The sequence below is a fragment of the Polaribacter batillariae genome (assembly GCF_017498485.1).
Taxonomy (GTDB): domain Bacteria; phylum Bacteroidota; class Bacteroidia; order Flavobacteriales; family Flavobacteriaceae; genus Polaribacter; species Polaribacter batillariae.
Map to the genome: position 1 here is coordinate 2,413,070 of NZ_CP071795.1, position 14,573 is coordinate 2,427,642.

General features: G+C 31.4%; 11 protein-coding genes. 3 read left to right on the top strand and 8 right to left on the bottom strand.

The window, feature by feature from the left end:
• Nucleotides 1-54: 54 nt before the first annotated feature.
• The 6 genes from JL193_RS10640 to JL193_RS10665 all read right to left on the bottom strand — a co-directional run bounded on the left by JL193_RS10640 (nt 55) and on the right by JL193_RS10665 (nt 8,575).
• On the bottom strand, nt 55-1,464 hold the full coding sequence (locus tag JL193_RS10640; RefSeq protein ID WP_207973454.1) for a sensor histidine kinase: 1,410 nt from the start codon (nt 1,462-1,464) through the stop codon (nt 55-57).
• 52 nt (nt 1,465-1,516) lie between these two features.
• On the bottom strand, nt 1,517-1,978 hold the full coding sequence (locus JL193_RS10645) for a hypothetical protein (RefSeq protein ID WP_207970784.1): 462 nt from the start codon (nt 1,976-1,978) through the stop codon (nt 1,517-1,519).
• Nucleotides 1,979-2,320: 342 nt separating this feature from the next.
• A complete protein-coding gene (locus JL193_RS10650) occupies nt 2,321-5,332 on the bottom strand; it encodes a leucine--tRNA ligase (protein WP_207970785.1) in 3,012 nt (1,003 codons plus the stop codon).
• A gap of 124 nt (nt 5,333-5,456) precedes the next feature.
• Complete coding sequence (locus JL193_RS10655) at nt 5,457-6,026, bottom strand: DUF2911 domain-containing protein (protein ID WP_207970786.1); 570 nt, start codon at nt 6,024-6,026, stop codon at nt 5,457-5,459.
• A 207-nt stretch (nt 6,027-6,233) separates the two neighbouring features.
• Nucleotides 6,234-8,345, bottom strand: a complete 2,112-nt coding sequence (gene feoB / locus JL193_RS10660; RefSeq protein ID WP_207970787.1) for a ferrous iron transport protein B — start codon at nt 8,343-8,345, stop codon at nt 6,234-6,236.
• The gene (locus JL193_RS10665) at nt 8,345-8,575 is read right to left on the bottom strand and encodes a FeoA family protein (protein WP_207970788.1); all 231 of its coding nucleotides are present in this window, start codon (nt 8,573-8,575) and stop codon (nt 8,345-8,347) included. Before JL193_RS10665 ends, feoB begins: the two co-directional genes overlap by 1 nt.
• 274 nt (nt 8,576-8,849) lie before the next feature.
• On the opposite strand from JL193_RS10665, the gene JL193_RS10670 reads away from it, so the two are divergent.
• Nucleotides 8,850-11,132: an NADP-dependent malic enzyme gene (locus tag JL193_RS10670; RefSeq protein ID WP_207970789.1), complete on the top strand. Its 2,283-nt coding sequence runs from the start codon at nt 8,850-8,852 to the stop codon at nt 11,130-11,132.
• Between the two features lie 101 nt (nt 11,133-11,233).
• Here JL193_RS10670 and trpS read toward each other — a convergent pair whose 3' ends face one another.
• Nucleotides 11,234-12,202 (bottom strand): tryptophan--tRNA ligase, encoded by a 969-nt coding sequence (trpS, locus tag JL193_RS10675; protein WP_207970790.1) that lies wholly within the window; start codon nt 12,200-12,202, stop codon nt 11,234-11,236.
• A 200-nt stretch (nt 12,203-12,402) separates the two neighbouring features.
• Between trpS and JL193_RS10680 the strand changes: the two genes are divergently transcribed.
• Both JL193_RS10680 and trhA read left to right on the top strand, forming a co-directional pair.
• A complete protein-coding gene (locus tag JL193_RS10680) occupies nt 12,403-13,167 on the top strand; it encodes a lysophospholipid acyltransferase family protein (protein ID WP_207970791.1) in 765 nt (254 codons plus the stop codon).
• The gene (trhA, locus tag JL193_RS10685; protein WP_207970792.1) at nt 13,164-13,802 is read left to right on the top strand and encodes a PAQR family membrane homeostasis protein TrhA; all 639 of its coding nucleotides are present in this window, start codon (nt 13,164-13,166) and stop codon (nt 13,800-13,802) included. The genes JL193_RS10680 and trhA overlap by 4 nt, the downstream gene beginning before the upstream one ends.
• Nucleotides 13,803-14,006: 204 nt before the next feature.
• Here trhA and JL193_RS10690 read toward each other — a convergent pair whose 3' ends face one another.
• Nucleotides 14,007-14,513, bottom strand: coding sequence for a CYTH domain-containing protein (locus JL193_RS10690; RefSeq protein ID WP_207970793.1), 507 nt, complete (start codon nt 14,511-14,513; stop codon nt 14,007-14,009).
• Nucleotides 14,514-14,573 lie beyond the last annotated feature (60 nt).

Here is a 14,573-nt window from a genome sequence, read left to right on the forward strand (position 1 = left end):
TATTATTTTGTAGTTCTGCTTTTTTTGCAAACCGCAACTAAAACTGTAAACTTTTTATTTCATTGGTAAAACAACGGTAAAAGTAGTTCCAACTCCTTCTTTAGAAGTAAATGAAATGGTACCACCATATGCTTCTATAATATTTTTAATAATTCCTAAACCTAAGCCCATGCCACTCGATTTTGTGGTAAATTTGGGTTCGAATATTAACTCTTTTACATCTTCTGGAATTCCTTTTCCATTGTCTGAAACTATAATTTTTACATTTTCATTTTCAGATAAAACTTTTACCTCCACGAATGGGTTTTCTTCTTTTTCTGTAGCTTGCAAAGCATTTTTTACCAAATTTGTTACAATTCTAATTAATTGAGTTTTATCTAAAAAAGCGTACAATTCTTTTTCTTTTGGGTTGTATTTAATTGCTTTCTCGTTAAAAATATCTAATGCTAATTTTACAACATCAATTACTTCTATTTTTTCTTTGTTTTGAGAGGGCATTTTTGCAAAATCAGAAAATGCAGAAGCGATAGAACTCATTACATCTATTTGCTGAATTAAGGTTTGCGAATATTCTGCTAATTTTTCTTTAATATTGGGGTCTTCTGGATTAAATTTTCTTTGAAAACTCTGTACTGTTAATCGCATTGGAGTTAACGGATTTTTAATTTCGTGCGCGACTTGTTTTGCCATTTCTCTCCATGCTTGTTCTCGTTCGCTTTTCGCCAACTTTGCAGCACTTTCTTCTAACTGGTCTATCATATTATTATAGGCATCTACCAAAACTTCAATTTCTGAACTTGCTTTGTTTAAAATAATTTTTTCGTTTCGCTCGTTTAAACGGGTTTGTTGCATCTTGTCTGAAATTGTTTTTATAGAGCGTGTAATGTAACTAGACAAGAAAAACGCAATTGCAATTGCAATTAAAAACATTAAAATATACACCAAACCTAATCGATACATAAATTCTCTAAGTTCGTGTTCTATTTCGGAATTGTCTTGTGTAAACTGCAGTTCTAAAATACCAATTCTTTTGTATTTAGAATCGCTTATGTAAGAGTAAGATGTTTGGTAACTTTTATCATCTATTTCTAAGTTTTTTAAAATTCTATGATTAGAGTTTTGCGCCAATTCTTTAATAATTTCTTCGGAAAGTGGCATTACATCTATCTTTTCGAAAGCACTTGCAATCGAAGATTTTAACAAGTTTCCATTCAAATCGTAAATGGCAATGTTTAATTTATTAATAGAAGAAATCTCGTAAATACGTTCTTTAAAAATTTTGTCTAAATTTTCTGTATTTACTGCATAGGTGGTTTTATTAGTAAGTTCTAAGTCTATAATTTTTTTTGCAATGGCTTCTTTTCTTTCGAAACGTTGTATGTTATAATCTTTCGTTTGCTCGTCGTATTGATAAATAGTAACGACCAATATTAAAATTGATGCCAACAGCACCAATAAAATCATCGACAAAAAAATACGAATCCTTAAGGAAACATTCTTAAATATTTTCAAATTGTTATTCTTTTATTTGTTTTGTTCTCATTGTTAAAAGATCGTCGAAATCGCCATCTTTATCCCAATCGTACTTGCTGGTTGCATTAAAACCTTCTTTTGTTTTTGTAATATGATAACTTACCTTCATTTCGCTACCATTATAAAAGAATTCTACAAAAAGAGAATCGTTTTCTACACGCCATTTTCCATCGGAATTTGCAGATTTTTCTCCTTTTTTATTGATAAACCATGCAGAGAAAGTTCCATCTAAATTGTATTTAGATTGTGCCACAATCTCTGGATCGTTGTCGAATTTATCTTCGTAAATTTCTAAAGAATCTGTTTTTTGATAGGTTGGCATTTCTATTTTTAAATAGGTGGTTTGCCAACTATTTGCCATATATTCTTTTAATGGATGCTCTTTCTTGCAAGCAGCAAAAAGCATTCCGAAAACTATTAGAATTGTAAAAAATGTCGATTTCATCTTTATTCGTTTTAAAAGAACGACAAGATACTTAAATAAAAAAGTGATTACAAATACTGTAAAGATTTTTGTTTTTTAAGGTTGATAATTTTTTCGAAAATACAGTTTCGTTGTATTTTTAAAAGGAAAATCCTTCACAAAAAATTGTAATGGATTTAAAAAAGGTCTCGATATAATTTTCTTATAAAATCGAAAATCACTCGAACTGACATTATATTGTACTCTTAACCAAATTACGAAGTTGCAGTTACCGCGAGTAAATTTAATTTTTTATCGAATTTGTATCGAGATGTTTTTCAAAATAAATACGCCAACATGCAAATACTCAAAAAGGCTGTGCCTTTAGCCTACTATATTTACTATTTTTCCTGGAACGATAATTACTTTTTTAGGAGTTCTACCTTCTAATTGTGCAATGGTTTTTTCGTGTGCCATAACCGTTTTTTCGATTTCTTCTTTTGATAAATCTAAAGGAAGTTCTAATGTAAAACGCATTTTTCCGTTGAAAGAAATAGGATAGTTTTTAGAACTTTCTATTAAATGTTTTTCATTAAAAATAGGAAAAGAAGCTGTTGCAATACTTTTTTTGTTACCTAATTTGCTCCACAATTCTTCTGAAATATGTGGTGCATAAGAAGATAATAAAACTAATAAAGGTTCTAATATTTCTTTTTTGTTGCATTTTAAAGATGTTAAATCGTTTACAGCAATCATAAAAGTAGAAACAGAGGTATTGAAAGAGAAATTCTCGATATCGTCTTGAACTTTTTTGATGGTTTTGTGTAAAACCTTTAATTCGTCTTTTGTTGCTTTTTGATTAGTAACAATAACTTCATTTTCAGAAACATACAATTTCCATAACTTCTTTAAAAATGAATAAACTCCAGAAATACCAGAAGTTTTCCATGGTTTTGCTTGCTCTAATGGCCCTAAAAACATTTCGAACAAACGCAATGCATCTGCTCCATATTCTCTTACAATATCATCAGGATTTACAACATTGTATTTCGATTTAGACATTTTTTCTACTTCTCTACCCACTTTATAAACACCTTCTTCTAAAATAAATTCAGCATTTTTATAATCTGCATTTAAAGGATGGTTTTTAAAACCCTCTACATCTAATTCATCTGAAGCATTTACCAAAGAAACATCTGCATGTATTGGTGTTTTGGTAATCATTACCAAATCTGCAAAATTGGGGTCGAGTACTTTATTGTCTAACAAGTAGTTTTTAACTATTGTTTCAAACGCATCATCATTAGAAAATAAATTTTTAGAAACAAAAAGGGTTGGAATTTTCTCAATAACATCGTCATTCGATTGATTAATATTACAACCATTTTTCACAAAAGAGGTTGCTTTGTAAACAATTGCAGAAGTTCCTAAAATCATTCCTTGATTGATTAGTTTCTTTGCGAATTCATCTACAGGAACAAGACCTTTATCGAACAAGAATTTTTGCCAAAAACGAGCGTATAATAAGTGTCCTGTTGCATGTTCGGAGCCACCAATATATAAATCTACTTCTTTCCAATAATTTAAAGATTCTTTGCTTGCAAATGCTGTGGAATTTTGCGGATCCATATATCTATTAAAATACCAAGAACTGCCTGCCCAACCTGGCATTGTGTTTAGTTCTAGTGGATAAATTTTATTATGAGATTTCTCGACTTCGCTCGAAATAACAGAACCTTCCTTGTTATGCTGAGCTTGTGGAAGCATCTCGTTTGAAACTACTTTATTATTTTTTGCATCCCAACACCAATGTGTAGCATTTCCTAAAGGCGGTTTTCCATCTTCTGTTGGTAAGTATTTTTCTACTTCTGGTAAGAGAATTGGCAAGTGTTTTTCGTCAATCATTTGTGGCATTCCGTCTTTATAATAAACAGGAAAAGGTTCGCCCCAATAACGTTGTCTGCTAAAAACAGCATCACGCAATCTGTAATTTATTTTTTTGTAACCAAAGCCACGTTTTTCTAGTTCGAAAATGGCTAATTTTAATGCTTTTTGATATTTTAATCCCGATAAAAAATCGGAATTTGCAATAACAGTTCCTTGTTTTTCTGTATGTGCTTGTTCAGAAATATCTACACCTTCGAAAATATTAGGAATCGGAATTTCGAAATGTTTTGCAAAATCGTAATCACGTTGGTCGCCACAAGGAACTGCCATAACTGCCCCTGTTCCATAACCTGCAAGTACGTAATCTCCAATCCAAATTGGAATTTTTTCACCAGAAAAAGGATGAATTGCGTATGCTCCTGTAAATACACCAGAAATGGTTTTTACATCTGCCATTCTATCGCGTTCAGAACGTTTTGCTGTGGCTTTTACATAGGCTACTACTGCTGCTTTTTGGGCTTCTGTTGTAATTTTTGCAACCAACTCGTGTTCTGGAGCCAGGGTCATAAAACTTACTCCGTAAATGGTATCTGGGCGTGTTGTAAAAACCTCTATTTTATCTTTAAAACCAGCTACATTAAAAGAAACCATTGCACCTTCACTTCGCCCAATCCAATTGGTTTGAGCATCTTTTAAAGGTTGTGGCCAATCTATGGTTTCTAAACCGTCTAACAAACGTTGTGCGTAAGCAGAGATTCGCATAGACCACTGTGTCATTTTTTTTCTGATAACAGGATGCCCTCCACGTTCCGAAACGCCATTTACAATTTCGTCGTTGGCTAAAACAGTTCCTAAAGCTGGGCACCAATTTACTTCTGTATCCGATAGAAAAGTTAATCTGTATTGTAATAAAATTTCTTGTTGTTTCGTTTTTGAAAATGCTTTCCATTCTTCTGCAGAAAACAATTTTACATCTTCGTCGCAAACTGCATTTACATTTGCGTTTCCTGCTGTTTTAAAGATTTTATCTAATGTTAAAATATCTTCTGCTTTGTTTGAATCTTTATTGTACCAAGAGTTAAAAAGCTGAATAAAAATCCACTGTGTCCATTTATAATATTCTGGATTCGAAGTTCTTACTTCACGAGACCAATCAAAAGAAAAACCAATTTTATCTAATTGTTTTCTGTAGGTTTTAATGTTTTCTTCTGTTGTTTTTGCAGGATGTTGCCCTGTTTGAATCGCATATTGTTCTGCTGGCAAACCAAAAGAATCGTAACCTTGAGGGTGTAATACATTAAATCCTTGGTGGCGTTTGTAACGTGCGTAAATATCACTTGCAATATAACCTAAAGGATGCCCAACATGCAAACCTGCTCCAGATGGATAAGGAAACATGTCTAATACATAATACTTAGGCTTTTCACTTTCATTACTAGCTTTAAAAGTTTGGTTTTCTGCCCAAAACTTTTGCCACTTCTTTTCTATTTCTTGATGATTGTATTGCATTTCTATTCTCTTAATTAAGGCGCAAATTTACGTTTATTCTACAAAAGAAGTAATTTGTAAATCACTAAATTTTAGACATAAAAAAACCGCAAATAAATTGCGGTTGTATTTTATAAAAAAATGTTTATTTTTCGCTTTCTTTTACTGCTTTTTCTACTGCTATAGGAACTGTAACAACAGTATTACCCCAACCCATGTGCATTTTTATGTTGTCTTTTTCTCCATCAAAAGCAATTGAAAAAGCTTCTATATTATTGTTTGATTTAGAGACTTTTGCAGGTACTCTTAAAACATCTTGCTTTTTATCGTAAAAGTAAGCACCCCAAATGTTTTTTTGGTTGCTTAAAATTACAGTCCAACTTTCTTCTTGCGGAATTGTAAATAATGTATATGTTCCTGGTTTTACTTCTTTTCCTCCAAATTTTAATTTTTTGTAAAAGGTAATTTCTGCTGCTTCGTTTGCTCCTGTTCTCCAAACCTTATCTTTTGGTGCTAATTTTCCTAAATCTCTTCCTTTTAATTGTGGGCGACTGTAAATTACTTTTACTAGTTTGTTTGCGTCTCTCCAATTGTTTGGATAAGAAGCTGCATCCATTGGGCTCACATCCATTTTCGGAAATTTCTGGGCAAATGCTTCGTTTGTAGAAATTAAAGCGATGGCAAAAACTATTAACGATACTATAGATTTTTTCATAATTATTATATTTTTTAAAAATTTATCTTTGTCTGGTCGGATAAAGATAAGAATCATTACAAAAACAGATTGCTATAGTTCTGTTAAAATTCTAATGACAACCACAATCTGTCCCACAATTTCCTTTTTTCTTTTTTGGAAGTAAGAATTTCTTTACCAAAAAAAATAGGGCAATTATTAATAACGAATAAGCGATTATTTCTTGCATTAGCTTAATATTTGATATACAATTAATGATGATATATATGCCAAGCACCCCATTCCAAAAAACTGAATTAATGGCCATTTCCATGTCTTTGTTTCTCTTTTAACGATTGCCAATGTTGCCATACACTGCATTGCAAAGGCATAAAAAATTAATAAAGACATTCCTACAGCAAAATTAAATCGTTTTTCTCCTGTTGCAGGGTTTATTTCAGAACGCATTTTTTCTTTAATCGTAGCTGTATTTTCGTCATCTGCTTCTACACTATAAATGGTGGCTAACGTTCCTACAAAAATCTCTCTAGCAGCGAAAGAAGTAATTAACGCGATGCCTATTTTCCAATCGTACCCTAAAGGTTTTATTACAGGTTCTATTGTTTTTCCCATAATGCCTATGTAAGAATTTTTTAATTTTTCGGAGGCTATTTTTTGATTTAATTCCTCTTGAGATGCATTTCGATTCTCTATATTCTCAACTACATTTTTTTCGGCATTTGCAAATGATTTAGGACCATTCGAAGCTAAAAACCACAAGACAATAGACAGTGCTAAAATTATTTTTCCTGCTCCAAAAACAAATGCTTTTGTTTTTTCTAATACTTCGAAAAACACATTTTTTAAAGAAGGAATTTTATAATTTGGCATTTCTACCACAAAGAAAGATTTCGATTTAATTTTTAATGTTTTATGCAAAATATATGCTCCTAAAATAGCCATTCCAAACCCTAAAGCATATAACAATAATAGCACCAAACCTTGTAAATTTAAAAAACCTAAGATTTTTTTATTCGGAATTATTAAAGAAATTAAAATAGCATACACAGGCAAACGTGCAGAACAGGTGGTAAATGGAGTTACCAAAATGGTTATTAAACGTTCTTTCCAGCTAGAAATAGTTCTGGTAGCCATAATGGCTGGAATTGCACATGCTGTTCCAGAAATTAAAGGAATTATACTTTTTCCATTCATACCAAAACGTCGCATAATTTTATCCATTAGAAAAACAACACGACTCATATAACCTGTTTCTTCTAAAATTGCGATAAATAAAAACAATATGGCAATTTGTGGAATAAAAATTAGTACCCCTCCAATTCCTGGAATAATACCTTCTACTAATAAATCTGTTAAAAGTCCAGGTTGAAAGCGACCTCTTACAAAATCAGATAAATCTGCAAAAGTACTATCTATTAAATCCATTGGTAATGTTGCCCAATCGAAAATAGACTGAAAAATAACTAATAAAATAAAGAAAAAGAAAAAGTAACCAAAAATTTTATGGGTAAAAATTTTATCTAATTTACTACGAACATCTGTCGCTTTCGATTTATCTACAATATATGTTTTTTTTAATATTTTATTAATTTCTTGATAACGATAAATGGTTTCTTTATGTTGGTAACGCTTTAATTTAGAAACATCTTGTTTAAACGCTAATAACTTCTCTTTTTCTTCCTTGGTAATTGTATCTGGATAGTTGTTTTGGGTAACCATTAACCACAATTCATACAACGAAAAATTAGAGCTAATTTCTTTTAAATTCTGAAAATAATCTGGGTCTATTTTAGAGTTAATTCCACACAAAGGTGATGCCTTTGCAGCAACATGACAGCGAATAATTGCTTCTTTTACGTCGTTTATTCCTTGATTTTTTCTAGCGCTAATTAAAACAACTTCTGTATTTAATTCTTTTTGAAGTAGAGATACATCTATAGAAATTCCTTTTCTATGCATTTGATCGACCATATTAATCGCCAAAACCGTAGGAATTTCCAAATCTTTAATTTGAGAAAATAATAATAAATTTCTCTTTAAATTTTCTACATCTGCAACCACCAAAATTACATCTGGCGATTCTTTTATATCTTTTTTAAGTAAGCTTTTTAAAACAATACTCTCGTCTAAAGATGTAGGGTTGATACTGTAAGTTCCTGGTAAATCTGTAATAATGGCATTTTGAGTTGCCGATAATTTACAAATTCCTTGTTTTTTATCGACAGTTACACCTGGGTAATTTCCAACTTTTTGGTTTAAACCTGTAAGTTGATTGAATAGCGAGGTTTTACCTGTATTTGGGTTTCCTATTAAAGCAACTTTTATGTCGTTTTTAGGCATTATAAATTTGCTTTTAGTATTTTTATTCGAGAAGCTGTTTCTTTTCTTATTGCTAAATGACTTCCATTTACACAGATGTACAAAGGATCTTTTAATGGTGCAATTTGTATTAATTGCACTTCTGCTCCAGGCAAACAACCCATTTCTAGTAATTTTAGAGGTATAAAATCTAAAGATTCTTCAGAAATATAACCTAATTCGCCAATATGTAAAGATGCAATTGTGCTCAAAATTTTTTATTTGGAGAGCAAAGATAACCATTTAGAATGATTCTAAACAAGTTGTTCTTTGGTAATTTATCGCATTTGAAAAAAAAATATGCTTCAAATTAATTTTTAACATTTACAACTTGCTTATTGTAGCAAATTCTGCGCAAGATTTATTTTTTAGTATCAAAAGTAGCCTTTAGTTTACAAAAAAAGCTTCTTTTTTTCTTCCCATAAATTGCTACTACTTTTTCTATATAAACCATATATTTGTAGGTTCAAACAAACAATAGATTTTATGAGCGATTCTAGAAAAAGACACGAAGCTTTATTATATCACGCAAAACCAAAACCAGGAAAAATTGAGGTGGTTCCTACTAAAAAGTATGCAACACAGCACGATTTAGCCTTGGCATACTCTCCAGGAGTTGCAGAACCTTGTTTAGAAATTGCAAAAAACAAAAACAATGTTTACAAATATACTTCTAAAGGAAATTTGGTCGCTGTAATTTCTAATGGAACTGCTGTTTTAGGTTTGGGCGATATTGGCCCAGAAGCCTCTAAACCAGTAATGGAAGGAAAAGGTTTACTTTTTAAAATTTTCGCAGATATCGACGTTTTCGATATTGAAGTAGATGCAACAAATGTAGAGCAATTTATTGCCACTGTAAAAGCAATTGCACCTACTTTTGGCGGCATTAATTTAGAAGATATTAAAGCACCAGAAGCTTTTGAAATAGAAGCTAGATTAAAAGAAGAGTTAGACATTCCTGTAATGCATGATGACCAACATGGAACTGCAATTATTTCTGCAGCCGCGTTAAAAAATGCCATAGACATTTCCGAAAAAGACATTACAAAAGTAAAAATAGTAGTAAATGGTGCAGGTGCAGCCGCCATTTCTTGTACTCGATTGTATTTAAAATTGGGCGTAAAAAGAGAAAATGTGGTAATGTGCGATAGCAAAGGTGTTATTAGAAAAGATAGAGACAACTTAAGCTCACAAAAAGCAGAGTTTGCTACAGACCAAGACATTACTACTTTAGAAGAAGCCATGCAAAATGCAGATGTTTTTATTGGGCTTTCTTTGGCAAATGTGGTATCGCCAGAAATGCTATTATCGATGGCAAAAAACCCAATTGTTTTTGCAATGGCAAACCCTGTTCCAGAAATAGATTACGATTTGGCAATTGCTACCAGAGACGATATTATTATGGCAACTGGAAGATCGGACCATCCGAATCAAGTAAATAACGTACTTGGTTTTCCGTTTATTTTTAGAGGTGCTTTAGACGTTAGAGCTACTAAAATTAACGAAGAAATGAAAATGGCTGCTGTACATGCATTGGCAGATTTGGCTAAAAAATCGGTTCCAGAACAAGTAAATATTGTGTATGATGAAGTAAGTTTAACTTACGGAAAAGAATACATTATTCCAAAACCATTCGACCCAAGATTAATTTATGAAATTCCACCAGCCATTGCAAAAGCCGCTATGGATTCTGGAGTGGCATTAGAACCAATTGAAGATTGGGACAGATATCGCGAAGAATTAATGGAGCGTTCTGGCTCTGGAAGCAAAGAAATTAGATTGTTGCACAACAGGGCAAAAAGCAACCTAAAACGTGTTGTTTTTGCAGAAGCAGATCATTTAGATGTGCTAAAAGCAGCGCAAAGAGTCCATGAAGAAAAATTAGGTAAACCAATTCTTTTAGGAAGAAAAGAAGTTATTTTAGAACTAAAAGAAGAAATTGGTTTTACAGACGATGTGCCAATTATAGATCCAAAAACAGATGAAGAAAACGACCGTAGAAATCGTTTTGGAAAAGCATATTGGAAAACGCGCCAAAGAAAAGGACGTACTTTTTCTGAAGCAAAAAAATTAATGCGCGAGCGTAATTATTTTGCTGCAATGATGGTAAATGAAGGCGAAGCAGATGCTTTAATTACAGGTTATTCTAGACCTTACCCTTCTGTGGTAAAACCAATGTTAGAGTTAATTGAAAGAGATAAAGATGTTTCTAGAATCGCTGCCTGCAATTTAATGTTAACCAAACAAGGACCTTTATTTTTAGCAGATACTACTATAAACGAAAATCCTTCTGCAAAAGAATTGGCAAAAATTGCCCAAATGACAGGTAATTTTGCAAGCATGTTTGGTATAAAACCAAACATTGCAATGTTGTCTTATTCTAACTTTGGTTCTTCTAATTCAGAAACGTCTAAGAAAATTAGAGAAGCTGTTTCTTACATTCATCGTCATTTTCCAAAAGTGGTTATCGATGGCGAAATTCAGGCAGATTTTGCGCTAAATCCAGAATTACTAGCAAAAGAGTTTCCTTTTTCTAAATTGAATGGAAAAAAAGTAAATGTGTTGATTTTTCCAAACTTAGAATCTGCAAACATTACCTATAAACTCTTAAAAGAAGTGCAAGGTGCAGAATCTATTGGTCCTATAATTTTAGGTTTCGCTAAACCTGTACATATTTTACAATTAGGTGCAAGTGTAGATGAAATGGTAAACATGGCTGCTTTGGCAGTGGTAGATGCGCAGCAAAAAGAAAAGAGAAGAAAAAAATAGAATGTTTTTTTTATTGCGATACGGTTTCTTTTAGTGACTGATAAAAAAAGTGGGAAATCCATATTGGAAATCCCACTTTTTTATGTTCAAACAAGATGGTATTAATAACCAATTTTACTTCGTACTCTTTTAATTACAGAATTTGCAGTTTTTCTTGCTTTTTCTGCACCAATATTTAAGGCATCATCTATTTCGTTTTTATTTTCCATAAAATGATGGTATTTTTCACGTACTGTTTTAAATTTTTCTACAATTAATTCAAACAAAGCTTGTTTTGCGTGGCCATAACCATAATTTCCACCTTCGTAATTTGCCCTCATTTTTGCAATTTCAGCATCTGTAGCTAATAATTTATAAATAGCAAAAACGTTGTCTGTATCTGGGTTTTTCGGGTCTTCTAAGGCCAAACTATCTGTTTTAATACTCATTATTTGTTTTCTTAACTTTTTATCGGGCAAGAAAATATTAATGGTGTTGTTTCTAGATTTGCTCATTTTCTCACCATCAATTCCTGGAACTAATTTGGTATGTTCTTGAATTTTTGCTTGCGGTAAAACCAACGTTTCTCCAACAATATTATTAAATCTTCCAGCAACATCTCTAGTAATTTCTAAGTGTTGTAATTGATCTTTACCAACAGGAACAATTTCTGCATCATACAATAAAATATCTGCGGCCATTAGCATTGGATAGGTAAACAAACCAGCATTTACATCTCCTAACCTATCAGATTTATCTTTAAAACTATGTGCCAACGTTAAACGTTGAAAAGGAAAGAAACAACTTAAATACCAAGTTAATTCTGCAGTTTGCGGAATATCGCTTTGTCTGTAAAAAACAGTTTTATGAATATCTAAACCACAAGCCAACCAAGTTGCAGCTGTACTATATGTGTTTTCTCTAAGTTCTTTACCATCTTTAATTTGCGTTAGAGAATGCATATCTGCAATAAACAAATAGGCTTCATTTTCTGGGTTATTTGCCATTTCTATGGCTGGTAAAATGGCACCTAATAAATTTCCTAAATGTGGCGTTCCTGTGCTTTGTACGCCTGTTAAAATTCTTGACATAATTTTATACTTTTCTATTTTTTAAGTACGAGTGTAATACAAAAACCATCTGTGATGGTGCGACCGTAAAAATAAGGTTTTGTTTAAGAAAACCAATCAAACAAAAGAATATTACTACATTTGTTTTTTAAGAAGGGTGCTGTATCGTTTCTTTCTAAAATTCGAATCGAGAAAAAAGTAATTTAACACTTATTAAGTTTTTGAAATATCTAAAAATTCCTTTTTTACTTATTTGGCGTTCGTGGTTTTACATATTAATGTTTGCCTCTTTATTAGTACTATCTCCATTTTTATTTGTATTTTCTTTTAAAGAAGAACATTACCATTATTTTTGGAAAGTGTCTAGAATTATATCTAAAACCTTAATTTATGGTATGGGTTTTCGATTAGATTTTAAAGCAGAAGAAAATATCGAACCAGATAAAAGTTATATGTTTTGCCCAAACCATGCTTCTTTAATGGATCCGTTTGTATTAATTGCCATTAGTAAAAATCCTATTGTTTTTGTCGGAAAAAAAGAGTTGGTTAAAATTCCTGTTTTTGGTTTTTTTTACAAAAGAGTTGTTATTATGGTAGATAGAAGCAGTGCCAAAAGCAGAAAAAGAGTTTATAAAATGGCCAAACAAAGATTACAAAACGGAGTAAGTATGGCTATTTTTCCTGAAGGATTAGTGCCTGCTGAAGACGTGGTTTTAGCACCTTTTAAAAGAGGCGCTTTTGGTTTGGCAATAGAATATCAAATACCTGTAGTACCCCAAATTTATTACGACTGTAAACGCTTTTTCTCTTGGGATTTTTTAAAAGGAAGGCCAGGAGTGTTGCGAATACATCAACATAAATTTATAAAAACAAAAGAGTTAAAAGAAAAAGATATAGATGCTTTAAAAGAGCAAACTTTTCGACTTATGTATAACGATTTGATAAACGATAAGGAGTATATGAAAGATACAAACAGAAAGAAATGAGCGAGAAGTTAAATTACGAATACTCTATAAAAGAAGAGCGTTTAAATGTTATTACGCATGCATTTGGTTTTGTGTTAAGCATTATTGCGTTTCCTTTTCTATTGATAAAAGCATTACATTTTAATGGATTTTGGAAACCAACCAGCTTTATAATTTACGGACTAAGCTTAATGGTTTTATATGCAGCTTCTACATTTTACCATGCAGCAAAAAATCCTAAGAAAAGGAGAAAATTAAACATTTTCGATCACGCAGCAATATATATGTTAATTGCAGGAAGTTATACCCCTTTTTGTTTGGTGGGTTTAGATTCTAATTTAGGTTGGTATATGTTTATTTTTGTTTGGCTGTTTGCACTTATTGGAATTATTTTAAAACTTTTTTTTACCGGTAAATTTAATATCGTTTCTACTGCTATGTATTTGTTAATGGGTTGGCAAGTGCTTTTTTTTGTAGGACCATTATCTAAAAGTTTAACATCTTTTGGATTGAATTTATTAATTGCTGGTGGTGTTTTCTACAGCATTGGCGCAATATTATATTCTATTAAAAAACTACCTTACAATCATGCAACTTTTCATGTTTTTGTATTATTAGGAAGTTTAAGTCACTTCTTTGCAATATATTATCTATAAGACAAATCGGTTCTATTTTCGTACAAGATAAATACACTTTTTTGTATAAATAGGTCTTATTTGTTAATAAAATACATACTAACTGTTAAAAAATTAACAATTTTATTGCATGTGTTAAAAAAAAAATTATTTTTGCAAAGCCTATTACTTTAACTTATAGGTTAAAGTTTTAAGCATTATAAATTTATTTAGGGGGTAGGTTTATTAAATTTCCTCGAACTTTTGTTCGAGGTTTTTTTGTGACCAATTTTTAAATGGATGTTTGCTAATTTTAGAATTGTAATATTTTAAATCTCCTGTAACTTCTTTTCCTAACCAAGTTGGTTTCTCAAATTTTTCATCTTCGGAATTTAGCTCTATTTCTGCGATTACCAAGCCTAAATTTTCACCTAAAAATTCATCAATTTCGTAGGTATGTTTTCCTTTTTTAACATAAAATCGAGTTTTTTCTATTAAGGTAGGTTCGCATAAAAGCAATAAATGCTCGGCATCTAAAATAGAAATAGATTTTTCCCACTCGAATCTGGTAGTACCTTCTTTATTCGATTTTCCTTTAATGGTTAAAAAAGCTTTGGTATTTGTAATTCGAACACGTACTACTCTTTTTTCATTAGAATTTAAATATCCTTGTTTTATATAGGTTTTATTGTAACTTTCTTGCTTAAAGCTGTCGTTTTTTACTAAAAATTTACGTTCTATTTCTAAGTTCATGTATTCGTTTCTGTAATTTGTACTAATGCATTTCTTTTGTCGTTATTGTAACAAGAATTA